Source organism: Bradyrhizobium diversitatis (assembly GCF_016031635.1).
In the GTDB taxonomy this organism is placed as follows: domain Bacteria; phylum Pseudomonadota; class Alphaproteobacteria; order Rhizobiales; family Xanthobacteraceae; genus Bradyrhizobium; species Bradyrhizobium diversitatis.
Window position 1 is genome coordinate 38,574 of the sequence record NZ_JACEGD010000026.1, and the last position, 18,655, is coordinate 57,228.

The window sequence follows — 18,655 nt, forward strand, 5'->3', positions numbered from 1 at the left end:
TTCCGTCCCCACGTCCTCCACATGAAACAGTCTGACATCTACAGGGATAACGCCGACAATTGTCTCCAGCTTGCCGAGCGAGCCGAGGGACAACCCGCCCATAAGCGCTATTCGCGCATGGCCGACGCCTGGACGGCGCTCGCCAACGAGCAGGATTGGCTCGACGGCGAAGTCCCGCCCGTTGCGGTCCGCGCTCCTCCAAAGCGGAAGGCGTGAGCCGCTCGTTCTCGTGAATCTGCGTGTGAGACCGCTCACGGAAGGCAAGCGATAGATTTGCGATCATCCGGGAACATTCGATCGCGTCGATTTCCAGTTCAGAAGGAGGTTTTGGCGATGGCTCCACGTCTGGCTCTTCTCTCCCTCATTCTCGCCTTTGGCGTCTCGGTCGCGTTCGCGACGGTGACGACGTTGCGGCAGGTGCATCTCGAGAACGCATCTGCTGCGGTCCACGCGGTGCGCAGTTAGCACTGCGCCGGAACATTCGACGTCGCGGTGCGTAAGCGTTCCAAGACACGAGAACAAGCGAGAGCCCCATCATGGCCCATCCCGACCAAGGCATCGTCAAGGACAAGCGCGGGGAGGAGCAGCCGCGTGACAAGGAGCGTGCACAGTCCGTGCACAAGACGAACCAGAAAGGCTCGCCTTCGCGTGAAGCGACGCGCGACCCCAAGCTGAACGACAATAGCAAGACGCCAGGCTCCGGCGTGATGCCGGATGGCTCGAGCGACGCGACAGGCTAGTTCTCACGAGGAACGAATCCGCGCGGGAAGAGTCGAAGGATTGCTTCCGGTTGTCATGCCCCCGGTGCGCCGGAAGCAATCTCCAAGGACGGCCCTGGCACGCACCGTGCCAGGGCCGTTTGCTTATGTGCGTCAGCCGCCGGTGCCACTCTCTGGATCGCCCTGAGTATGTCCGTCAGGTCCGCGGCCGAACACGCCAAAGCTGCTTGACTTCACGCCCACGGCGGCATCGACGCCGGCGGCGGCCAGTCCGAACCTGAGGAGTTCGCGGACTGCGGCTGCCCGCGTCGGCATTCGGTGCTTGAACCGGAAATCGTCAATGGCAGCCAACTCTTCCGGCGAGAGCATGACCTGAAGGCGCTCGGCGCGAAGGTCGTTCATGGCGATCACGCAAATTGAGTAGTTTGAGTAGTTTACTCAACGAACCAACTTGGCGGGAGTTCCGCCAGAGTCGACAAAGCCTCTCAATGAGTAAAAATACTCAATAAAATCAATACGTTAATTTTGGAAACATATCCTGCCATGGCGCATTCTTCTCGAAAGGGAGGAGAGGTCATGACGGTCGAAGTCAGGTTACCTCGCAAGCTTTCCGAAGAGCCGGAAGCGTCCAAGGAAGCGTCCAAGCCAGTGCGGCCAAGCCACCAGAAGATCATCGATCAGGTCGAGCGCTGGGCCAACAGCCCGGGGCTCCAGCCGCCGCAATCGCAGACGTCGACGACGTCGAACGCGGGCTAGTTCAAGGGCTTCACGAAGCGGGAGCCCTCTGCCGATGGCGAGTGGAGTGGGCACTGCGATTGTGCGAGACGATGCGAAGCTTGCGCCTGAGCCACCAGGCCGTCACGGAAACGCTGGCCCAGACCGTCAAGGCGGCGATGAAACCGAGTGCGACACTTGCACCGATGGTGGCATGGAAGACGACAGCGAACGCCACGAGGCCGATGCCGCCGAGTGCTGCACCTGCGGCATCGAGCGCTGCGGCCTGCTGCCCGCGACGCCGCCCGCTCAGCCCGGCCTTCTCCTTGGCGTGACGCTCGTGGCTTTCGATCAGGGTCGCGCTCGCACAGAAGATGGCCGGGAGTGCAAGAAAGAGCCCGCCGACAGAAACGCCGAAATGCGCGCCGATGACTCCCGCGAGCACCGTCGCGCAGCCGCCGAGCAGGAAGCGAACGGCGTATTCGTACCACCGCGTCTGTTTCAGCGCCGATGACGACAGCTTCACCAGCATCAGGCGGAACCTCCCAGACCCGCGAGCAGACCGAAGGCAACCCCGAGCCATACGACAAAGGCAAGGACCGTCGCGGGGAGCGCGCCGAGACGGATCCTCATCAGGAGATGGCAGACGACGAGGCTGTAGCAGGCGAGCGCGATCGCGCCATAGATCATCGTCCAGCTCGCGGACGCGGCATATTGCGGGCCGTGCTGGACCACGGCGATGCCAAGGGTGGCCAGCGCGACCGACGGTGCCGCGCCGAGAAGCCCGGCAAAGCTCTTTGGCCGCAGCATGTCACCGAGGATTGCGAAGATGGATACGATCAGCCCGCCGGCGACGAAGCGCACGAGATATTCCGTCATGGCCGTACCCGCGAGGCTTCGGTCCGCTGCTGCGGTGATTTCGCCAGCGTGAGCGGCCTGAACAGTCGCTCGACGACGATGCCGAGCGTGAAGCCTGCCACCACGTCGCTGATCCAGTGCGCCAGCAGCGCCACGCGCGTCAGCGACAATGCCACGGCGAGTGAGCGTGCCACGCGGCGCGAGGCCGGCGGCAACAGGCCGGCCGCCGAGGCGAGGGCGCCCATATGCATGGCGTGACCGGAGGGAAACGCGTCGTGGGGGCGTCCTGAATAGGGAATACCGTGCCGGTGGCCGCTCACGGTGAGCCGGTCAGGCCTCGTCTGGTCGAATACGGATTTCAAGAGATGCGGCACTATCGCCGTGACCAGCGATACCATCAGGACGTGATCGGCAACGGGACGCCGCTGCGGATGCCGGAGGCAGGTGTAGAGCCATCCGGCAGCAGCGAGCGCGAGCAGCACATGCTCGTCGGCGCCCCAGGTCATTGCCTGGGTGGCATGCTCAAGGCCTGGGTTGGCATTGCGTGCGATCTCGTTGGCGATCGCCGTATCGATCCGGGTGGGTTTCACCGTTACGAGCGCCATCGGTCCGCCGGCGAGTTTTCCTCCATGACAGTTCTGTAAAGCCCGGAGACAAAGAAGGTTCCTGAACCTCAATGCGCGGAGACGGTCGTCGTTGCCAAGTGAAGGACGCCGGACGCGCCGGCGTCCTTCAGCAATGTGTTACTTGGTTTGACCGACGCTCGGCGCCTTGCCGAGCTCCTTGGCCATGTCGAGGTGGTGCTTCAGTGCCGGCAGGGTCTTGCCGGCCCAGTCCTTGAGCGCGGCATTGTCGCCGCCCTTGGCATAGCGTTCGAACAGGGAGACGGCATCCTCATGGGCGCTGACCTGATAGGAATTGTAGTCCGAGCTGAAGTCCTTGCCGGTCGCGCTCTTGAGCTTGTCGAGCTTGCTCTGATGGGAGCTGTCGAGCGCGGTCGGTAGCGTCGCCTGCACCTTGCTGCCGTTGACAAGCCCCTTGAGCTCGGTGCTGGTCTTGGTGTGATCGGTCACCATCTGTTGCGCGAAGCTCTTTTCCTGCGCGTTGCCCTTTTGCTGGGCGAGCTTGCTCGATTCGATCTCGAACATGTCGCTGATCGCCACCTGCTTGACGAAGTCGGCAGTGGATGGCGCGACGCCGAGCGCCGAGTTGACGCCGGTCTTTTCGCCGAGCGACTGGGCGAGCGCGGGGCCCGCGAGAGCCACGCAGGCAAGTGCGATGATGGTTCGCTTCATGGTCAGATACCTCCGATAGGTCGCGGGCCGTTTGCCGGCGAATGTGCGCCGACCAACACGTCGCAACAGCCGAGGTTCCTAATCACCGGCCCGCAGGACGGCGACCGGTGCGCGGATTGAGCGGATCGGTCGCCTTTCGCCGCAGCCGCTCCGGAAGGAAAGGCTCCGCCGGCGTGGGGGTCGCATCAGCGCGTACGTCCGCGTGGTGCTGCGCCCGCTCATGCGGCGTGCGGTTGTCGTTGATCTGCCGCTTGACGTCGAGGCCTCCGACCGGATCGTTGACGCCGTGCTGGATGTCGCGGAAGTCACTCATTGTTCACCTCATTGCCTCCCGGGCAGGATCGATTCGAACATCTGGCGCGCCGCTCCCTTGATCATCCCGCTTTCGTTCGGATCGCCCTTCATCAGGGCGAGCGAGAAATTCTTCGCCTGCTGGAGCGTGATGTGCGGCGGCAGCGGCGGCACCTCGGGATCGGTTTTCACCTCCAGCACGACCGGCATCTCGCTCGCCAGCGCCTGCTCCCAGGCCGGGCCGAGCAGCTCTGGGCTGTCGACGAAGATGCCGGTGAGGCCGATCAGCTCGGCGAAACGCGAATAGGAGACATCGGGAATGCGCTGCGAAGCCTCGAATTTGGGATCGCCGTTGATGATGCGCTGCTCCCAGGTGACCTGGTTGAGGTCTTCGTTGTTGAAGACGCAGACGATGAAGCGCGGATCCCGCCACGTGCGCCAGTATTTCGCAGCCGTGATCAGTTCGGCCATGTTGTTCATCTGCATCGCGCCATCGCCGACCAGCGCGATCACCGGCCGGTCCGGCTGGGCGTATTTCGCGGCGAGCGCATAAGGAACCGCGGCGCCCATCGAGGCAAGACCGCCGGACAGCGAAGCCGTCATGCCGCGCCGCATCTTCAGGTCCCGCGCGAACCAGTTGGCACACGATCCGGAATCGCTGGTGATGACGGCGCGGTCGGGCAGGCGCGGGGACAGTTCCCAGGTGACGAGCTGCGGGTTGACGGGCGCCGCGGGCTGATGTGCGCGGTCGTCCAGCGTCTTCCACCATCTCGCAACATCGTCCTCAATGCCGCGGCGCCAGGCGTCGTCAGCCTTGGGCGCGAGTCGCGCCAGCAATGCGCGCAGCGTCTCGGCGGCGTCGCCGACGAGACCGACCTCCATGGGAAAGCGGATCGACAGCATGCTGGCGTCGATATCGATTTGAACGCCGCGCGCGCTGCCTTCCTTGGGCAGGAATTCGGCGTAGGGAAAGGCCGAGCCCACCATCAGTAGCGTGTCGCATTCCATCATCATGTTGTAGCTGGGCTCGGTGCCGAGCAGGCCGATCGAGCCTGTGACCCACGGCAGGTCGTCGGGCAACGCGGCCTTGCCGAGCAGTGCCTTGGCGCAGCCGGCCGACAGCCGCTCGGCAACCGCGATCACCTCGTCGGTGGCGTGAAGCGCGCCGGCGCCGACGAGCATCGCGACCTTCTTGCCGGCGTTGAGCACCTCCGCGGCGCGGTCGAGATCGGCCTCACGCGGCGTGATGCTGGGTGGGCTGTAGCCAATGCCGGAATGCAGCGTGCCGTGTTCACGGGGCGGATCCTCGTAAGGCTCCTCCTGCAAATCGTTGGGCAGGATGATCACGGTCGGGGTCCGCCGCGCCAGCGCAATCCGCACCGCGCGGTCGATCAGGTGTCGCACTTGCGCAGGCGAGGATGCCTGCATGACGTAGGCGCCGGCAACGTCCTTGAACATCGAGAGAAGATCGAGTTCCTGCTGATAGTGGCCGCCGAGGGCGTTGCGCGCCTGCTGGCCGACAATCGCCAGCACCGGCTGGTGATCGAGCAGCGCATCGTAGAGCCCGGTGACGAGATGCGAGGCGCCGGGGCCGGAGGTCGCGATGCAGACGCCGAGTTCGCCCGAGAATTTTGCGTAAGCGGTCGCCATGAACGCTGCCATTTCCTCATGCCGCGCCTGCACGAAGCCGATCTTGCCGCCGGCCCGGTTCATCGCACCGAACACGCCGTTGATGCCGTCGCCGGGATAGCCGAAGATGTGGCGCACGCCCCATTGATGCAGACGCTGGACGATGAAGTCGGAGACGGTCTGGGACATTGCGCGTGGCCCTTGGTTTGTCTGGTGCATGAAACTCAGAGAACGGCTCGTTTGGTGCGATGTTCCTGACCGCTCGCGGAACATGCAACGGAACGATCCCGTGCCTATCCGGTTGGTTTTGCACGTGGCCGAGTGGAGAATTGCGATGTTGAACCAAGACGAACTGGATCGCAGTGAGACGGGCCGTTTGATCGGCAGCGACAAGGTCGAGGGAACATCGGTCTATGGCGCCGATCGCAACCGGATCGGTTCGATCGAACGCGTGATGATCGACAAGATCAGTGGCCAGGTTTCCTACGCCGTGCTCGGTTTTGGTGGATTCCTGGGATTAGGCAACGACCACTATCCGTTGCCCTGGCAGTCGCTGAAATACGACACCGAGCTCGGCGGTTATGTCACCGGCATCACCACCAAGGAGCTGGAAGGCGCGCCCAAATATGGCTCACGAAGCGATTGGAACTGGAGTGATGACGCCGCCGTGCGTGGTATCAACTCCTATTACGGCGTCCCCTTCGCTTGAAGTTTCAGGAAAGTGAGATGATGAGCAAGGAACGGCCCAACGACGATCCCCGGCAGCAGAACGACTGGGGTTCGCATCGACAGACGGACAAGCCCTGGAAGGGCAACCCCGAGAAGGAGCAGGGATCGGACGAGGTCAAACCCGATCTTGAGAAGTGGCACGAGGCCAAGACGCACTGAAGGTGCGTGTGCCCATGGCGACCTCTTGAGCAAGCGCGGCGTCCATGGTGCCGCGTTGCTCCTTTGAGCGGTGCGTTCACGAATGACAGCGCTGCTGTTGCAGGGGCCGGGGAACGCTGGCGCAGACTATCTGGCGCAGCGCCAGCAATTTCACCAGAGCCGCCTGCTCACCCCACCGTTTGGTCCCGCCCCGGCCCCGCATGCACATGCACCTGCCTGGCGTCCAGCGGCTCGCCGCATTCCGGGCACACCATCACGGGATCGAACACCTTGCCGCAGCAGCCTAAGGGCGCCTGGACCTTCGAGATGGAGATCCGCCCGTTCGGAGAGAAATGGTGACCGCGGCGCAATAGTCCGGCTAGACTGATCTGAACATCAAGCAAATTCCGGGAGGACCTTAAGTGAAGACCGCGATCACCGAACTGTTCGGCATCGAGCACCCCATCATTCAGGGCGGCATGCATTTCGTCGGCTTTGCCGAACTGGCCGCCGCCGTCTCCAATGCCGGCGGGCTCGGCATCATCACCGGTCTCACGCAGAAGACGCCGGAATTGCTCGCCAAGGAGATCGCGCGCTGCCGCGACATGACCGACAAGCCGTTCGGCGTGAACCTCACCTTCCTGCCGTCCTTCTCGGCGCCGCCCTACCCCGAATACATTGCGGCCATCGTCGAAGGTGGCATCAAGGCGGTGGAGACCGCAGGCCGCAGCCCGGAAGCCTACATGCCGGCCCTGAAGGCGGCCGGCATCAAGGTCATCCACAAATGCACATCGGTGCGTCACTCCCTGAAAGCCGAACGCATCGGCTGCGACGCCGTCAGCGTCGACGGCTTCGAGTGCGGCGGCCATCCCGGCGAGGACGACATTCCCAACATGATCCTGCTGCCGCGTGCGGCGGAAGAGTTGAAGATCCCGTTCGTCGCCTCCGGCGGCATGGTCGATGGGCGCAGCCTGGTCGCGGCGCTCGCGCTGGGCGCGGCGGGCATGAACATGGGCACGCGTTTCATCGCCACCAGGGAAGCGCCGGTGCATCAGAACGTGAAGAATGCACTCGTTGCTGCGACCGAGCTCGACACCCGCCTGATCATGCGGAGCTTGCGCAACACCGAGCGCGTGCTGAAGAACGCCAATGTCGACCGTCTGCTCGAGATCGAGCGCGATAAGGGCGACAAGCTCACGATCGACGACATCCACGACCAAGTCGCGGGCGTCTATCCCAGGATCATGCTGGACGGCCAGATGGACGCCGGCGCCTGGAGCTGCGGCATGGTCGCAGGCCTGATCCACGACATCCCATCCTGCAAGGAGCTCATTGATCGCATCATGGCAGAGGCGGAGACCATCATCCGCAACCGCCTGCTAGGGTTCCTGGACGGGACGGGAGCGACACGAAAGGTCGCCTGACACCGTCAAACTTCTTAACCACGGCGGCATTTGACCGCTGGAATTGCGCGCGGCGCCTCCTAAATAGGGGTAAATTAGCCCTTTAATAAATCGATTTCAGGAGGCGTCCGTGGTCCTGAAAAACGTTCCCTTCGCAATTGCCCTTGCCCTCGTGATCGCAGGGGGCGGCGTTGCGCGCGCTGACGACTACAAGCCTGACGAATATCTCGGCCTCGATCTCTCCAAGGCCGTTCTGTCGCCGAAGCGTCTCGGGCCGGAGACGCGCTTCGCGCCGCTCGCACTCGAAGCGCGTGGCGGCAACGAGGCGCAGGCTCGGGCTGAGCCTGTCGACGTGCCGAAGAAGGTGGCGGCCGAGCGCGTTCGTGTGGCCGAGCCGAAGGCCGCGCATACCAGGAGCGCACAGGCGCGCGGGGCGGCCCGTGCCAAGCTTGCGCGCCGCCACGGCAATCCGCTCGACGCGCAGGCAATGGATACCCGCATCCAGACTTGGCCATGCCGCTCCGGCGGTATCTGCAACTGGAAGCGTTAGTCGAGGCCAAAGCCGTCATCGCCACGTCGCAAAACCGTAGGCGCAGAGTCAAGAAACCGTAAGCCGGGAGTCAAGGAGCGCAGGCACCTTCCGTCGTGATTCGACGAAGGTTTCCTGAATGGCAACGCTCCGCGCCCCGCGCGCATGGACCCGGCGGCAGTTCCTGGTCCGCTCCGCCTCCAGCCTCGCGATCGCCTCGCTTGCGAAACCCTCCATCAGTCGTGCCGCCGACCGCCCGCAGATCGCGGGCGGGATCCAGTCCGGCGACGTCTCGGACGGCTCGGCCGTGATCTGGGCGCGCGCCGACCGGCCCGCGCGGATGCAGGTAGAGTGCTCGACCGTCGAAAGCTTCAAAACCATCATTGCGTCGGCTTCCGGTGATGCATTGCCCGACGCCGATCTCACCTCAAAACTGCTGCTGACCGATCTGCCACCGGGCCAGGATATCTTCTACCGCTTGCGCTTCGACGACATTGCCACCGGTCTCGCCGGCGAAGGCCGCATCGGCCATTTCCGCACCGCGCCGGCAGCTAGCCAGTCGATTTCGTTCCTGTGGTCCGGCGATACCGCGGGGCAGGGCTGGGGCATCGACGTCTCGCGCGGCGGCTATCGCAGCTATCGGACCATGCTCGACAACCGTCCGGATTTCTTCATCCACTCCGGCGACCACATCTATGCCGACTGCCCGATTCCTTCCGAGTTGAAACTGTCGAACGGCGAGACCTGGCGCAATGTCGTGACCGAGGAAAAGTCCGAAGTCGCGCATACACTGGCGCAGTTCCGCGGCAACTACAAATACAACCACCTCGACGAGCACTTCCGTGCCTTCCACGCTGAGGTGCCGATGTTCGCGCAATGGGACGATCACGAGGTGACCAACGACTGGTCGCCGATCGGGACCTATGACGAGACCGGACACGAGGACGACGGCACCCCGCGCCTGGTCGCGCGGGCCCGCCGCGCCTTCTTCGACTTCATGCCGATCCGGGACATCGGCGCGCGGCAGGGCCGGGTCTGTCGCAAGATCGCCTACGGCCCGCTGCTCGACGTCTTCATGATCGACATGCGCAGCTTTCGCGACGAGAGCTGGAACAAGGGCGACGACCATCGCGGCTGGATCCTGGGCGCCGAGCAGCTCGCCTGGCTCAAGCGGGAGCTCGCCGCCTCGCGCGCAACCTGGAAGGTGATCGCGGCCGACTTGCCGATCGGCCTGGATGCCGTGGCGCTCGGCAACGGGCCGCCCGACCGGCGCGAGCACGAGATCGCGGATCTGCTCTCCTCCATCAAGCGTGCCGGTATCCGCAACATCGTCTGGCTCACCGCCGACATGCACTACACCGCCGCGCACTATTACGATCCGAACAAGGCGCAATTCCAGGATTTCGAGCCGTTCTGGGAGTTCGTCTCCGGCCCGTTGCATGCCGGCAGCTGGGGGCCTGGCGAGCTCGACGACACCTTTGGCCCGGTCGCGATGTATCAGCAGGGCTGCAGCGCAGCGCAGGGCGAGAACCTCGCGCCATGTTTCGGACTGCAGTTCTTCGGGCGGGTCGACATCGATGGCCGCAGCGGTGTGATGACCGTGACCTTGAAGGACGTGGACAATCGTCACCTCTGGTCGGTCGATATCGTGCCGCAGCCGCAGGGGCGGCCGGCCGTGGTGGCGCAGCATTCCTAAGCGCGAACCCGATCTTGATGATTGGCTGGCCGGCGACTCGCGCGCTATAGTCGCTACTCTCGCCGCCTCTTTCCATCACCGAAGAGTCTGCTCACGCGGCATTGCTGCGCGCATCGGCGGCCTGCGATATCTCAGGAGCCTGTTTCATGGACCATCTGAAAACACAGGGCATCAGCCTGCCCAAGCTTGGCCTCGGTACCTTCCGCATGCAGGGCGATGCCTGCCGCGCCGCAGTCGAGAGCGCGCTGTCGATCGGCTACCGCCATATCGATACTGCCGAGATGTATGCCAATGAGGAGCCGATCGGCTCGGCCATCGCGTCGTCCCGCGTGCCGCGCGGCGAGCTGCACGTCACCACGAAAGTCTGGCACGAAAACCTCGCCCCTGACGCGATCCGGCGCGCCTTCGATGCCAGCCTGAAGAAGCTCAGGCTCGACCATGTCGATCTCTATCTCGTGCACTGGCCGTCGAAGGCTGCGGACTGGGGTGCGGTGTTCGAGACCCTGATGAAGCTCAAGGAGGAGGGGCGCACGCGAGCCATTGGCGTTGCCAATTTCACAACGGCACTGCTCAAGGTCGCGGTCGAGGACATCAAGGCGCCGATCGCCTGCAACCAGGTCGAATATCACGCCATGCTCGATCAATCGAAGGTGCTCGGCTATCTCCAGGCCAAGTCGATTCCGCTCGTCGCTTATTGTCCGCTGGCGCAGGGGCGTATCGCCTCGGATCCGGTACTGGCCGAGATCGGCGCCCGGCACGAGGCGACCGCCGCGCAGGTCGCGTTGAAATGGCTGCTCGACCAGGACGGCGTCGCCGCAATCCCGAAGGCTTCGCGCCGCGAGAGCCAACAGGCCAATCTCGACGCGCTCAAGATCACGCTCGACGATTCCGACCGCAAGAAAATCGCCGCGCTGTCGAAGGACAGGCGTTGCGTCAATCCCGGCTTCGCGCCGGCGTGGGATTAGTTCGAGTGCTTGGGCAATAGAAATGGCCCCGTGAGGGGCCATTTTCATTCGCGTTGCGCATTAGTCCCAGTGATGGTGGCGGTGGCTGCGCTTGATCACGACCACGCGGTCTCCGCGATGGTGGCGGTGCCAGCCGCGGTCATGATGGTGCATGCGATATTGGGCGCGGGCGCCGTGCGGACCGTGATGGTGATGACCGCGCTTGATCACCACCGTCTCTGCGCTTGCCAGGGTCGGCGCTGCGATCACGAGCGCACCGAGAGCTGCAACCACATAACCAAGCTTCTTCATGATGTCCTTCTCCAAATGAATGCACATCTAAACCGTGTATTCACGCGAACGTTCCGGAGAAACGGGGAGAGAATTCTGAATGGATGTTCAGGTGAGCATGATCCCGACTCAAAGGGCCACGTCAGCGCAAAGTGTGCGGCGGTTTCCGATCAGATCATGCTTGGGAATGACGGCTAATCGCAGCGTTGCTGCGCGGGCGTTGGTGCGCCGGTGGCGACGTACTTGCCGTCCTTGATCGTGTACTCGCCGCGCTCGCTGCGATTGTAGATCGCGCGCAGGCTGCCATCCTTCTGCAATAGAAGTCCGAATTCGCGAGTCTGATGCAGCGAGGGGAAGAACACCATCACGTCGAGCAGGCCCTCGGCGTCGACTGTGGCCGACACCACCTCGTTCTCGTCTTTGGCTTCGCCGAAATTGCGCCGGTAAATCACCCGGCCATCCTTCCTGATCTCGTAGCTCAGGAGCGCCCCCTTGTCGCGGTCTGGCCGGGCCGCGCAATCCACCGCCCACGAGCCGAGCAGGCCCCATTGCTCGACGGTCGCGGCCAGCGTCTCGGCACCGGCCATGGAGGTGAACGCAACCCACAGCACTACAGCCGCGATCCAGCGGTTCAAACGTCGCATCATGTCCTGAAAAACCCCGCCTCGAAGACTTCCAAACTGTACCATCGCGCCCGCGGCCGTTCCACGGCGGCCGGCGATCACTCGTGAATTTGATCCGCGTCAATGAGGCAGCGCATTTCGAGGGTAGGATGGCATTCCCGAAGGCGAACGTGGATAGACCAATGCTGAATCAAGTCGTGGATTTTGCGGGCGAAGTGCTGCCGGGGAGCTGTGCCGTACCGCCTTATTCCGAGGCCGCGTTTCTGACCGAGCTGGGCGATCGCTTGCGGTCCTCGCGCATGCGCTGCGATCTCTCGCGCCGCGAGCTGGCCCGCCGCTCCGGAATCTCCGAGCGCTATATCGCCCAGATCGAGGCCGGCAAGGGCAACGTCTCGATCGTCCTGTTGCTGCGGCTGGCTTCCGCGATCCACGGCAGCCAGCCCCAGGCGGCCTGATATCAGGCCCGCTTCTCCACATTGGCGCTGCGGGCCGGCACGCCGAACTCCTTGCGGCAGACCTCGGCCAGCACGGCGACGCCCTCGCGGATCTGCTGATGCGTGGGGCTTGCAAAGCACAGCCGCAGTCGCGAGCTGGAATGGCCCCTGTTGGTCGACCATTCCGGCCCCGGATTGATCGAGACGCCGGCGGCAAGCGCGGCCTGATACAGCTTCAGCGTATCGACCTGGTCGGGCAGCTTCACCCACAGGAAGATTCCGCCCTTGGGCTCCTCGAACTCGGCGGCCGTCCCGAACTGCTCGTTGAGCGCTTCCATCAGCGTGTCGAGCTTGGTGCGCAACGCCTTCGTCAGGGCCGGTACGTGGGTCGAAAAATGCGGCCTGCAATAGGTGGCGAGCACCATCTGCTCGAGCGCGCCGGACCCGGCATCTGTCTTCAGCGACAGCATCCGCGACATCACCTCCCAGGGCGCGACGATGAAGCCGACGCGCAGCGCCGGCGCGATCGACTTCGAGAACGAGCCGATATGGATCACGCCGCCGTTCGGACTCATCGCGTAGATCGCCGGCGGCCGCTGCCCTGACCACACGAGGTCGGCATAGCAATCGTCCTCGAAGATGGGGACGCCGTATTCGGCCGCGAGCCGCACCAGCTCAGTGCGCCGGCTCTCGGGCATGATGCTGCCGGTGGGGTTCTGCACCGTTGGAATTGTGTAGATGTATTTCGGGCGGATGCCGCGGCTCTTCAGGTCGGCCAGCGTGGAGGCCAGCACGTCCATGCGCATGCCGTCCTTGTCGAGGGGAATGCCGACGACGTTGACACCGAGCCGCGCCAGGCGGTTCAGCGAGCCCTGATAGCTCTCCTGCTCGAAGATCACGGTGTCACCGCGTGCCAGCAGCGCGGCGTTGACGAGATCGAGCGCCTGGAGGGAGCCCGAGACGATCAGCAGATCGTCCACCGTGCAGGTGATACCGGCATCGCGCTTGAGCTTCGTCACCAGGAATTCGCGCAACGGGAGGTAGCCCTGCGGACCGTGTGCCAGACCGTAAGTGGCGAGCGAGCGGCCCTCGCGCCGCAGCACCGTGTTGGTCGCTTCGATCAGCTCGTCGAGCGGCACCTGTTCGGAATCATTGTTGCCGCCGACGAAGCTGTATTTGGCAAGGCCCGTCCAGCGCGCAGAGGGGGCCGGCAGCCCTGCCGGAAACAGGGGTGCGAAATCGAAGCTGGACGTCATGGGAGCGTTCCTCGTTTTGTTCTTGTTGAGCGGCGGCTTTGCACCGGCCGCCTTACTTCTTGCCGGCCGTCCTGGTTGGGCGGCCCTGGCTGATGAAAGCGTAATGCGCATTGGCGATGCCGCCAACCATGAGGGCCTCGACCACCGGCTCGGCGATCTCCCCCGTGGCGGCCCAGTCGACCAGGAAGTTGGCCCCGGTCCCGCCGCGCACGTCATCGGTCGGAATGAAGATCGAGACGGTGGCGAGCGGCCTCAACGCCACCGGCGCCTTCAAATAGCTCTCGACCTGCTTGCCTGCGGTGTCGAAATAGGCGATGCGTTTGACGACCAGCGGCTGGGTCTCGGAGGCGTTGTGCACGCTCAAGGTCACCGAGAAATCGACGCGCAGCTTGCCCTGGCTCATCGCGACGCTGGAATAGGCGGGCACGTAGAACCCACCGGAAACGGCGAGGTCCTCCTTCGGCAGAGCGGTGAGCGAATCGGCAAAGTTTTGTTCGATATTGACCTTGGATTGCGCTGTGAGCGAATCGGCGAAGGCGAGGGGACCCAGCAGCATGGCTGCGACGAGCCCTCTCCGCATGTGACGAATTGCTCGCTTGCCGCACCGCAACCCGCCTCTAGGGTGCGGCAAAACGGACCAATTAGGCATGCACGAGCTCATTCGCGACATCACTCTCTCAATCCTGTTTGCCTGGATGCTGGGCCTGCTCGCCCATTTCTCCCGGCAACCGCTGATCCTGGCCTACCTTATCGCCGGCTTCTGCATAGGTCCATTCGGCGCCGGCTGGGTCCATTCGCAGGAATCGATCAGCGTCATCTCCGAGCTCGGCCTGATTTTCATGCTGTTCATGATTGGGCTCGAAATCGACCTGAAGAAGATCGTGCGGGCAGGGCGGGTGATCCTGTTCGCGGCGGGCAGCCAGCTGCTCGGCGGCTGTCTGCTTGGCGTTCTGTTCTTCGTCGGCATCGGCCTGTCGATCGGCGGCGGGCATTTCGATGCGGTCTATCTCTGCGTCGCCTGCGCGCTGTCCAGCACGGTCATCATCGTCAAGGTGCTCTATGAGAAACGCGAGCTCGATACGCTGCCGGGCCGCATCACCCTCGGCGTCCTGGTGCTCCAGGACATCTTCGCGATTCTATTCCTGGCAGTGCAGCCGAGCCTGGCCAATCTGCAGGTCACCGTCATCCTGCTCTCGATCGGCCGCGTCGCTGTGCTGGTTGCCGCCGCGCTTCTGGTCAGCCGCTACGTGCTGCCGCGCCTGTTCCACCAGATCGCCCGGCGGCCCGAGCTGATCCTGCTCGGCGCGCTGGCCTGGTGCTTTCTCGTCGCCGAAATGGCCGAGCGGCTGTCGCTGTCGCGCGAGATGGGGGCACTGATTGCCGGCGTGTCGCTCTCGACCTTCCCTTACGCCCTCGACGTGACCGCCAAGGTCACCACGCTGCGCGACTTCTTCATCACGCTGTTCTTTGTCGCGCTGGGGATGACCATCCCCGTGCCCGGCCTCTCGGTGATCGGACTTGCCTTGATGATCGCGGCGTTCACGGTGGCGAGCCGCCTCGTCACTACCTTCACCCCGCTCTACCTGATGAAGCAGGGCCTGCGAGCCAGCCTGTTGCCGGCGCTGAACCTCGCGCAGATCTCCGAGTTCTCACTGGTGGTGATCCAGACCGGTATCGCCGACCACCATATCGCCGCGGAGACGGCAAATGCCGCCTCCTTCGCCTTCGTGGTGCTGGCAGTGCTCTCGACCTTCGTGATGACCCGCAGCGACGAGATCACCCGCTGGGCGATCGGCCCCCTGAAGCGGATCGGCCTGCGCGACCTCGACCATGGCAACGGCCATGCCGAGGACGGGCACGAGGGCGGCCATGGCGAAGCCCGCCGCGTCGTGATCCTCGGCTTTTTCCGCGCCGCGAGCGCGCTGCTGGCCGAGATCGAGCGGCAGGCGCCGGTGCTGCTGGAGCAGATCACGGTGGTCGACTTCAACCCCAATGTGTACCAGACCCTGCTTTCGCGCGGCCTGCACGTGATCTATGGCGACATCAGCAATGTCGATACGCTGCTCCATGCCGGCATCGGCAAGTCCGAGATGATCATCCTCAGCGTGCCGGATTCGCTGCTGAAGGGCGCCACCAACGAGAAGCTGGTCCGCCACGTCCGCGCGCTCAATCCGACCGCGCTGATCGTCGCCACGGCCGACCTCCTGGCCGACGTCGGGGCGCTCTACGAGGCCGGCGCCAGCTACGTCACCGTGACCCGGCTCAGCGACGCCCATGAGTTGTTTACCGTGATCGAAGCCGCCCAGGCCGGCCTGCTCGCCGACAAGCGTGCCGAACTCGATCAGCGGCTCGGCGAGCGGCGCGAGGTGCTGCCCTGACGGCGTCCGGCCGCCTTCCTTGCGGGCCCTGCGCGCCTATATCCCTGGTATCTTCGGTGCAAGCCTGAAACCGCGTGGACGGGCCTGTCCCGGGGCATATGCGGTTGCGTCCAGGACACTAGCGCCCCGGGCCAAGTCCAGCTAAGGCGTCCGGCTGAGCCTCCGGCCCATAACCGATAGAGATTGGGAATGCCCGATACCGTCCAGGAAGTCTTGCAGGCCTTTGCCCGGGGGGAGCTCGTGGTCGTCACCGACGACGAGGACCGCGAGGGCGAGGGCGATCTGATCGTCGCAGCCTCGCTCTGCACCGCCGACAAGATGGCCTTCATCATCCGCCATACCTCCGGCATCGTCTGCGCTCCCGTGACGACCGAGGACGCGCGCCGCCTGCGGCTCGATCCGATGGTCGCCCACAACGATTCCGCGCACACCACCGCGTTCACGGTCTCGATCGACTACAAACCCGATGGCGGCACCGGCATCTCCGCCGAGGAGCGCGCCTCGTGCTGCCGCGCGCTCGCCAATCCCAATGTCGGCGCCCACGACTTCGCCCGGCCCGGCCACATCTTCCCGCTGATCGCCAAGGACGGCGGCGTGCTGCTGCGCTCCGGCCATACTGAGGCTGCCGTGGACCTCTGCAAGCTCTCGGGCCTGCCGCCGGTCGGCGTCATCAGCGAGCTCATGAACGACGATGGCAGCGTGATGAAGGGCGAGCAGGTCGCCCGCTTCGCCGCCCAGCACAAGCTCAGGCACGTCACCATCGCGGATATGATCGCCTACCGCCAGGCGCGCGAAAAGCTGATCGAGCGGGTCTCGACCTTCGTCACCGACAGCCCGATCGGCCCCTTGCAGGGCTATGCCTACCGCTCGCCGTTCGATTCCATCGCTCACGTCGCCTTCGTCTATAACGGCGTCGGTGACGGCAAGAACGTGCTGACGCGCTTCCACAAGCCGAACATCGTCAAGGACACCTTCACCGGTCACAAGCGCATGGCGGCCGTGCTCGAACATTTCAAGAAATCGGGCCGCGGCGTGCTGGTCTACTTGCGGGATGGTGCGGCCGGCGTCCCCGTGGCGCCGCTGCCGGACGAGTCGTCGACGGAAGCCGACCGCAACCGCCAGTGGCGCGAGGTCGGCGTCGGCGCGCAGATCCTGCGCGACCTCGGCGTCACCTCGATCCGGCATCTCACCTCCTCGGTGCACGACTACAAGGGTCTGTCCGGCTTCGGCATCGAGATCGTCGCCAACGAGCAGCTCGAAAGCTGACCACAACGTTTCCAGGTTCACGCCGTGGCGCGAGCCGGAATGAACGAAACCAGGATGCAATTGAACTTGTTGCCGCGGCGCTTTAGTTTGTCGGGCAATTATTGACGGAACCAGACGCGAAAGGACGTTTCATGAGCGTGCGCCCTCAGGCCAAGGACAAGCCGGCTGCGGCTTCTTTCCAGTGGGACGATCCATTCCTGCTCGACGAGCAGCTGACCGAAGACGAGCGCATGGTGCGCGATACCGCCCGCGCCTATGCCCAGGACAAGCTGTTGCCGCGGGTTGCCAAGGCCTATCTCGAAGAGAAGACCGATCGCGAGATCTTCAATGAGATGGGCGAGCTTGGCCTGATCGGCATCACGCTGCCCGAGGAATATGGTTGCGCGAATGCGAGCTACGTTGCCTATGGCCTCGTCGCACGCGAGATCGAGCGGGTCGATTCCGGCTATCGCTCGATGAACTCGGTGCAGTCCTCGCTGGTGATGTACCCGATCTACGCCTATGGCGACGAGAACCAGCGCAAGAAGTACCTGCCGAAGCTCGCCAGCGGCGAGTGGGTCGGCTGCTTCGGCCTGACGGAGCCTGACGCCGGCTCCGATCCCGCCGGCATGAAGACCCGCGCGGAGAAGGTTTCGGACGGCTATCGCCTCACCGGCAGCAAGATGTGGATCTCGAACGCGCCGATCGCCGACGTGTTCGTGGTCTGGGCCAAGTCGGCCGCGCACGACAACCAGATCCGCGGCTTCGTGCTGGAAAAGGGCATGAAGGGCCTGTCGGCGCCGAAGATCGGCGGCAAGCTGTCCCTGCGCGCCTCGATCACCGGCGAAGTCGTGATGGATGGCGTCGTCGTTCCGGAAGACGCCCTGCTGCCCAACGTCTCCGGCCTGAAGGGCCCGTTCGGCTGCCTCAACCGCGCCCGCTACGGCATCTCCTGGGGTGCGTTGGGGGCCGCCGAGGACTGCATGCATCGCGCCCGCCAGTACACGCTCGACCGCAAGCAGTTCGGCAAGCCGCTCGCCGCGACCCAGCTGGTGCAGAAGAAGCTCGCCGACATGGAGACCGAGATCGCGCTCGGCTTGCAGGGCTCGCTGCGCGTCGGTCGCTTGATGGACGAGGGCAAGTTCGCGCCCGAGATGATCTCGATCATGAAGCGCAACAATTGCGGCAAGGCCCTCGATATCGCCCGCACCGCCCGTGACATGCACGGCGGCAACGGCATCTCGATCGAATATCACGTGATGCGCCACGTCCATAACCTCGAAACGGTCAACACCTACGAGGGCACCCACGACGTCCACGCCCTGATCCTGGGCCGTGCGATCACGGGCATTCAGGCGTTTTTCTGATTTGGTTCTCCGTCATTCCGGGGCGCGCGAAGCGCGAACCCGGAATCTCGGGCCGCATTATTCCTGTTCAATCGAGATTCCGGGTTTGGCCCTGACGGGCCATCCCGGAATGACGT

25 protein-coding genes and 1 pseudogene are annotated in these 18,655 nt (G+C 64.2%); 14 read left to right on the forward strand and 12 right to left on the reverse strand.

Features of this window, described 5'->3' with window-relative positions:
* The first annotated feature begins 21 nt into the window (after nucleotides 1-21).
* The 3 genes from H1B27_RS26285 to H1B27_RS26290 all read left to right on the forward strand — a co-directional run bounded on the left by H1B27_RS26285 (nucleotide 22) and on the right by H1B27_RS26290 (nucleotide 740).
* Complete coding sequence (locus tag H1B27_RS26285) at nucleotides 22-216, forward strand: hypothetical protein (protein ID WP_061878427.1); 195 nt, start codon at nucleotides 22-24, stop codon at nucleotides 214-216.
* Between the two features lie 117 nt (nucleotides 217-333).
* Nucleotides 334-465, forward strand: coding sequence for a hypothetical protein (locus H1B27_RS40865; protein ID WP_256439311.1), 132 nt, complete (start codon nucleotides 334-336; stop codon nucleotides 463-465).
* 71 nt (nucleotides 466-536) lie between these two features.
* Nucleotides 537-740 carry a hypothetical protein gene (locus tag H1B27_RS26290; protein WP_061878426.1) on the forward strand — a complete coding sequence of 68 codons (204 nt, stop codon included), beginning with the start codon at nucleotides 537-539 and terminating at the stop codon, nucleotides 738-740.
* Between the two features lie 132 nt (nucleotides 741-872).
* Here H1B27_RS26290 and H1B27_RS26295 read toward each other — a convergent pair whose 3' ends face one another.
* Nucleotides 873-1,121, reverse strand: coding sequence for a hypothetical protein (locus tag H1B27_RS26295; RefSeq protein WP_061878425.1), 249 nt, complete (start codon nucleotides 1,119-1,121; stop codon nucleotides 873-875).
* 174 nt (nucleotides 1,122-1,295) lie between these two features.
* On the opposite strand from H1B27_RS26295, the gene H1B27_RS26300 reads away from it, so the two are divergent.
* A complete protein-coding gene (locus H1B27_RS26300; RefSeq protein WP_197968038.1) occupies nucleotides 1,296-1,475 on the forward strand; it encodes a hypothetical protein in 180 nt (59 codons plus the stop codon).
* Between the two features lie 10 nt (nucleotides 1,476-1,485).
* On the opposite strand, the gene H1B27_RS26305 is transcribed toward H1B27_RS26300, so the two are convergent.
* The 6 genes from H1B27_RS26305 to H1B27_RS26330 form a co-directional block, all read right to left on the reverse strand.
* On the reverse strand, nucleotides 1,486-1,965 hold the full coding sequence (locus H1B27_RS26305; RefSeq protein WP_197968039.1) for a DUF3147 family protein: 480 nt from the start codon (nucleotides 1,963-1,965) through the stop codon (nucleotides 1,486-1,488).
* Entirely contained in the window at nucleotides 1,965-2,312 is a 348-nt protein-coding gene (locus H1B27_RS26310) for a DUF3147 family protein (RefSeq protein ID WP_197968040.1), read from the reverse strand. Before H1B27_RS26310 ends, H1B27_RS26305 begins: the two co-directional genes overlap by 1 nt.
* Nucleotides 2,309-2,896: a phosphatase PAP2 family protein gene (locus H1B27_RS26315; protein WP_197968041.1), complete on the reverse strand. Its 588-nt coding sequence runs from the start codon at nucleotides 2,894-2,896 to the stop codon at nucleotides 2,309-2,311. Before H1B27_RS26315 ends, H1B27_RS26310 begins: the two co-directional genes overlap by 4 nt.
* A gap of 138 nt (nucleotides 2,897-3,034) precedes the next feature.
* Nucleotides 3,035-3,586: a DUF4142 domain-containing protein gene (locus tag H1B27_RS26320; RefSeq protein WP_061878706.1), complete on the reverse strand. Its 552-nt coding sequence runs from the start codon at nucleotides 3,584-3,586 to the stop codon at nucleotides 3,035-3,037.
* A gap of 82 nt (nucleotides 3,587-3,668) precedes the next feature.
* Nucleotides 3,669-3,899 (reverse strand): hypothetical protein, encoded by a 231-nt coding sequence (locus H1B27_RS26325; RefSeq protein ID WP_061878420.1) that lies wholly within the window; start codon nucleotides 3,897-3,899, stop codon nucleotides 3,669-3,671.
* Between the two features lie 8 nt (nucleotides 3,900-3,907).
* The gene (locus tag H1B27_RS26330) at nucleotides 3,908-5,695 is read right to left on the reverse strand and encodes a thiamine pyrophosphate-requiring protein (RefSeq protein WP_197968042.1); all 1,788 of its coding nucleotides are present in this window, start codon (nucleotides 5,693-5,695) and stop codon (nucleotides 3,908-3,910) included.
* Nucleotides 5,696-5,840: 145 nt separating this feature from the next.
* On the opposite strand from H1B27_RS26330, the gene H1B27_RS26335 reads away from it, so the two are divergent.
* Nucleotides 5,841-6,215, forward strand: a complete 375-nt coding sequence (locus H1B27_RS26335) for a PRC-barrel domain-containing protein (protein WP_061878418.1) — start codon at nucleotides 5,841-5,843, stop codon at nucleotides 6,213-6,215.
* Between the two features lie 17 nt (nucleotides 6,216-6,232).
* Entirely contained in the window at nucleotides 6,233-6,394 is a 162-nt protein-coding gene (locus tag H1B27_RS26340; RefSeq protein WP_197968091.1) for a hypothetical protein, read from the forward strand.
* Nucleotides 6,395-6,561: 167 nt separating this feature from the next.
* Here the strand turns inward: H1B27_RS26340 and H1B27_RS40330 are convergent.
* Nucleotides 6,562-6,672 (reverse strand): annotated as a pseudogene (locus tag H1B27_RS40330) (winged helix-turn-helix transcriptional regulator); the annotation flags it as partial.
* A gap of 123 nt (nucleotides 6,673-6,795) precedes the next feature.
* Between H1B27_RS40330 and H1B27_RS26345 the strand changes: the two are divergent.
* From H1B27_RS26345 to H1B27_RS26360, 4 genes are all read left to right on the forward strand, one after another.
* Complete coding sequence (locus tag H1B27_RS26345) at nucleotides 6,796-7,797, forward strand: NAD(P)H-dependent flavin oxidoreductase (RefSeq protein ID WP_197968043.1); 1,002 nt, start codon at nucleotides 6,796-6,798, stop codon at nucleotides 7,795-7,797.
* 109 nt (nucleotides 7,798-7,906) lie between these two features.
* Complete coding sequence (locus H1B27_RS26350; protein ID WP_197968044.1) at nucleotides 7,907-8,326, forward strand: hypothetical protein; 420 nt, start codon at nucleotides 7,907-7,909, stop codon at nucleotides 8,324-8,326.
* 118 nt (nucleotides 8,327-8,444) lie between these two features.
* Entirely contained in the window at nucleotides 8,445-10,001 is a 1,557-nt protein-coding gene (locus H1B27_RS26355) for an alkaline phosphatase D family protein (protein WP_197968045.1), read from the forward strand.
* Nucleotides 10,002-10,147: 146 nt separating this feature from the next.
* The gene (locus H1B27_RS26360) at nucleotides 10,148-10,966 is read left to right on the forward strand and encodes an aldo/keto reductase (protein ID WP_197968048.1); all 819 of its coding nucleotides are present in this window, start codon (nucleotides 10,148-10,150) and stop codon (nucleotides 10,964-10,966) included.
* Nucleotides 10,967-11,026: 60 nt separating this feature from the next.
* Here H1B27_RS26360 and H1B27_RS26365 read toward each other — a convergent pair whose 3' ends face one another.
* Complete coding sequence (locus tag H1B27_RS26365) at nucleotides 11,027-11,257, reverse strand: hypothetical protein (protein ID WP_197968049.1); 231 nt, start codon at nucleotides 11,255-11,257, stop codon at nucleotides 11,027-11,029.
* Nucleotides 11,258-11,430: 173 nt separating this feature from the next.
* Nucleotides 11,431-11,880 carry a hypothetical protein gene (locus H1B27_RS26370; protein WP_246515723.1) on the reverse strand — a complete coding sequence of 150 codons (450 nt, stop codon included), beginning with the start codon at nucleotides 11,878-11,880 and terminating at the stop codon, nucleotides 11,431-11,433.
* A 161-nt stretch (nucleotides 11,881-12,041) separates the two neighbouring features.
* Between H1B27_RS26370 and H1B27_RS26375 the strand changes: the two genes are divergently transcribed.
* Nucleotides 12,042-12,314 (forward strand): helix-turn-helix domain-containing protein, encoded by a 273-nt coding sequence (locus tag H1B27_RS26375; protein ID WP_061878412.1) that lies wholly within the window; start codon nucleotides 12,042-12,044, stop codon nucleotides 12,312-12,314.
* 2 nt (nucleotides 12,315-12,316) lie between these two features.
* On the opposite strand, the gene H1B27_RS26380 is transcribed toward H1B27_RS26375, so the two are convergent.
* Both H1B27_RS26380 and H1B27_RS26385 read right to left on the reverse strand, forming a co-directional pair.
* Entirely contained in the window at nucleotides 12,317-13,549 is a 1,233-nt protein-coding gene (locus H1B27_RS26380; protein ID WP_197968051.1) for an aminotransferase-like domain-containing protein, read from the reverse strand.
* A 52-nt stretch (nucleotides 13,550-13,601) separates the two neighbouring features.
* Nucleotides 13,602-14,129 (reverse strand): DUF3124 domain-containing protein, encoded by a 528-nt coding sequence (locus H1B27_RS26385; protein WP_197968053.1) that lies wholly within the window; start codon nucleotides 14,127-14,129, stop codon nucleotides 13,602-13,604.
* Between the two features lie 67 nt (nucleotides 14,130-14,196).
* Between H1B27_RS26385 and H1B27_RS26390 the strand changes: the two genes are divergently transcribed.
* From H1B27_RS26390 to H1B27_RS26400, 3 genes are all read left to right on the forward strand, one after another.
* Nucleotides 14,197-15,927 (forward strand): cation:proton antiporter, encoded by a 1,731-nt coding sequence (locus H1B27_RS26390; RefSeq protein WP_197968059.1) that lies wholly within the window; start codon nucleotides 14,197-14,199, stop codon nucleotides 15,925-15,927.
* 189 nt (nucleotides 15,928-16,116) lie between these two features.
* Entirely contained in the window at nucleotides 16,117-17,193 is a 1,077-nt protein-coding gene (ribB, locus tag H1B27_RS26395) for a 3,4-dihydroxy-2-butanone-4-phosphate synthase (RefSeq protein ID WP_197968061.1), read from the forward strand.
* A 131-nt stretch (nucleotides 17,194-17,324) separates the two neighbouring features.
* Nucleotides 17,325-18,539 carry an acyl-CoA dehydrogenase gene (locus H1B27_RS26400; RefSeq protein ID WP_028135001.1) on the forward strand — a complete coding sequence of 405 codons (1,215 nt, stop codon included), beginning with the start codon at nucleotides 17,325-17,327 and terminating at the stop codon, nucleotides 18,537-18,539.
* Nucleotides 18,540-18,655: the final 116 nt, after the last annotated feature.

Bases quoted from the DNA above. Each gene is read 5' to 3' on its own strand.
- H1B27_RS26285 (WP_061878427.1), top strand. From the start codon at position 22: ATGAAACAGTCTGACATCTACAGGGATAACGCCGACAATTGTCTCCAG.
- H1B27_RS40865 (WP_256439311.1), top strand. From the start codon at position 334: ATGGCTCCACGTCTGGCTCTTCTCTCCCTCATTCTCGCCTTTGGCGTC.
- H1B27_RS26290 (WP_061878426.1), top strand. From the start codon at position 537: ATGGCCCATCCCGACCAAGGCATCGTCAAGGACAAGCGCGGGGAGGAG.
- H1B27_RS26295 (WP_061878425.1), bottom strand. From the start codon at position 1,121: ATGAACGACCTTCGCGCCGAGCGCCTTCAGGTCATGCTCTCGCCGGAA.
- H1B27_RS26300 (WP_197968038.1), top strand. From the start codon at position 1,296: ATGACGGTCGAAGTCAGGTTACCTCGCAAGCTTTCCGAAGAGCCGGAA.
- H1B27_RS26305 (WP_197968039.1), bottom strand. From the start codon at position 1,965: ATGCTGGTGAAGCTGTCGTCATCGGCGCTGAAACAGACGCGGTGGTAC.
- H1B27_RS26310 (WP_197968040.1), bottom strand. From the start codon at position 2,312: ATGACGGAATATCTCGTGCGCTTCGTCGCCGGCGGGCTGATCGTATCC.
- H1B27_RS26315 (WP_197968041.1), bottom strand. From the start codon at position 2,896: ATGGCGCTCGTAACGGTGAAACCCACCCGGATCGATACGGCGATCGCC.
- H1B27_RS26320 (WP_061878706.1), bottom strand. From the start codon at position 3,586: ATGAAGCGAACCATCATCGCACTTGCCTGCGTGGCTCTCGCGGGCCCC.
- H1B27_RS26325 (WP_061878420.1), bottom strand. From the start codon at position 3,899: ATGAGTGACTTCCGCGACATCCAGCACGGCGTCAACGATCCGGTCGGA.
- H1B27_RS26330 (WP_197968042.1), bottom strand. From the start codon at position 5,695: ATGTCCCAGACCGTCTCCGACTTCATCGTCCAGCGTCTGCATCAATGG.
- H1B27_RS26335 (WP_061878418.1), top strand. From the start codon at position 5,841: ATGTTGAACCAAGACGAACTGGATCGCAGTGAGACGGGCCGTTTGATC.
- H1B27_RS26340 (WP_197968091.1), top strand. From the start codon at position 6,233: ATGATGAGCAAGGAACGGCCCAACGACGATCCCCGGCAGCAGAACGAC.
- H1B27_RS26355 (WP_197968045.1), top strand. From the start codon at position 8,445: ATGGCAACGCTCCGCGCCCCGCGCGCATGGACCCGGCGGCAGTTCCTG.
- H1B27_RS26360 (WP_197968048.1), top strand. From the start codon at position 10,148: ATGGACCATCTGAAAACACAGGGCATCAGCCTGCCCAAGCTTGGCCTC.
- H1B27_RS26365 (WP_197968049.1), bottom strand. From the start codon at position 11,257: ATGAAGAAGCTTGGTTATGTGGTTGCAGCTCTCGGTGCGCTCGTGATC.
- H1B27_RS26370 (WP_246515723.1), bottom strand. From the start codon at position 11,880: ATGCGACGTTTGAACCGCTGGATCGCGGCTGTAGTGCTGTGGGTTGCG.
- H1B27_RS26375 (WP_061878412.1), top strand. From the start codon at position 12,042: ATGCTGAATCAAGTCGTGGATTTTGCGGGCGAAGTGCTGCCGGGGAGC.
- H1B27_RS26380 (WP_197968051.1), bottom strand. From the start codon at position 13,549: ATGACGTCCAGCTTCGATTTCGCACCCCTGTTTCCGGCAGGGCTGCCG.
- H1B27_RS26385 (WP_197968053.1), bottom strand. From the start codon at position 14,129: ATGCGGAGAGGGCTCGTCGCAGCCATGCTGCTGGGTCCCCTCGCCTTC.
- H1B27_RS26390 (WP_197968059.1), top strand. From the start codon at position 14,197: ATGCACGAGCTCATTCGCGACATCACTCTCTCAATCCTGTTTGCCTGG.
- ribB (WP_197968061.1), top strand. From the start codon at position 16,117: ATGCCCGATACCGTCCAGGAAGTCTTGCAGGCCTTTGCCCGGGGGGAG.
- H1B27_RS26400 (WP_028135001.1), top strand. From the start codon at position 17,325: ATGAGCGTGCGCCCTCAGGCCAAGGACAAGCCGGCTGCGGCTTCTTTC.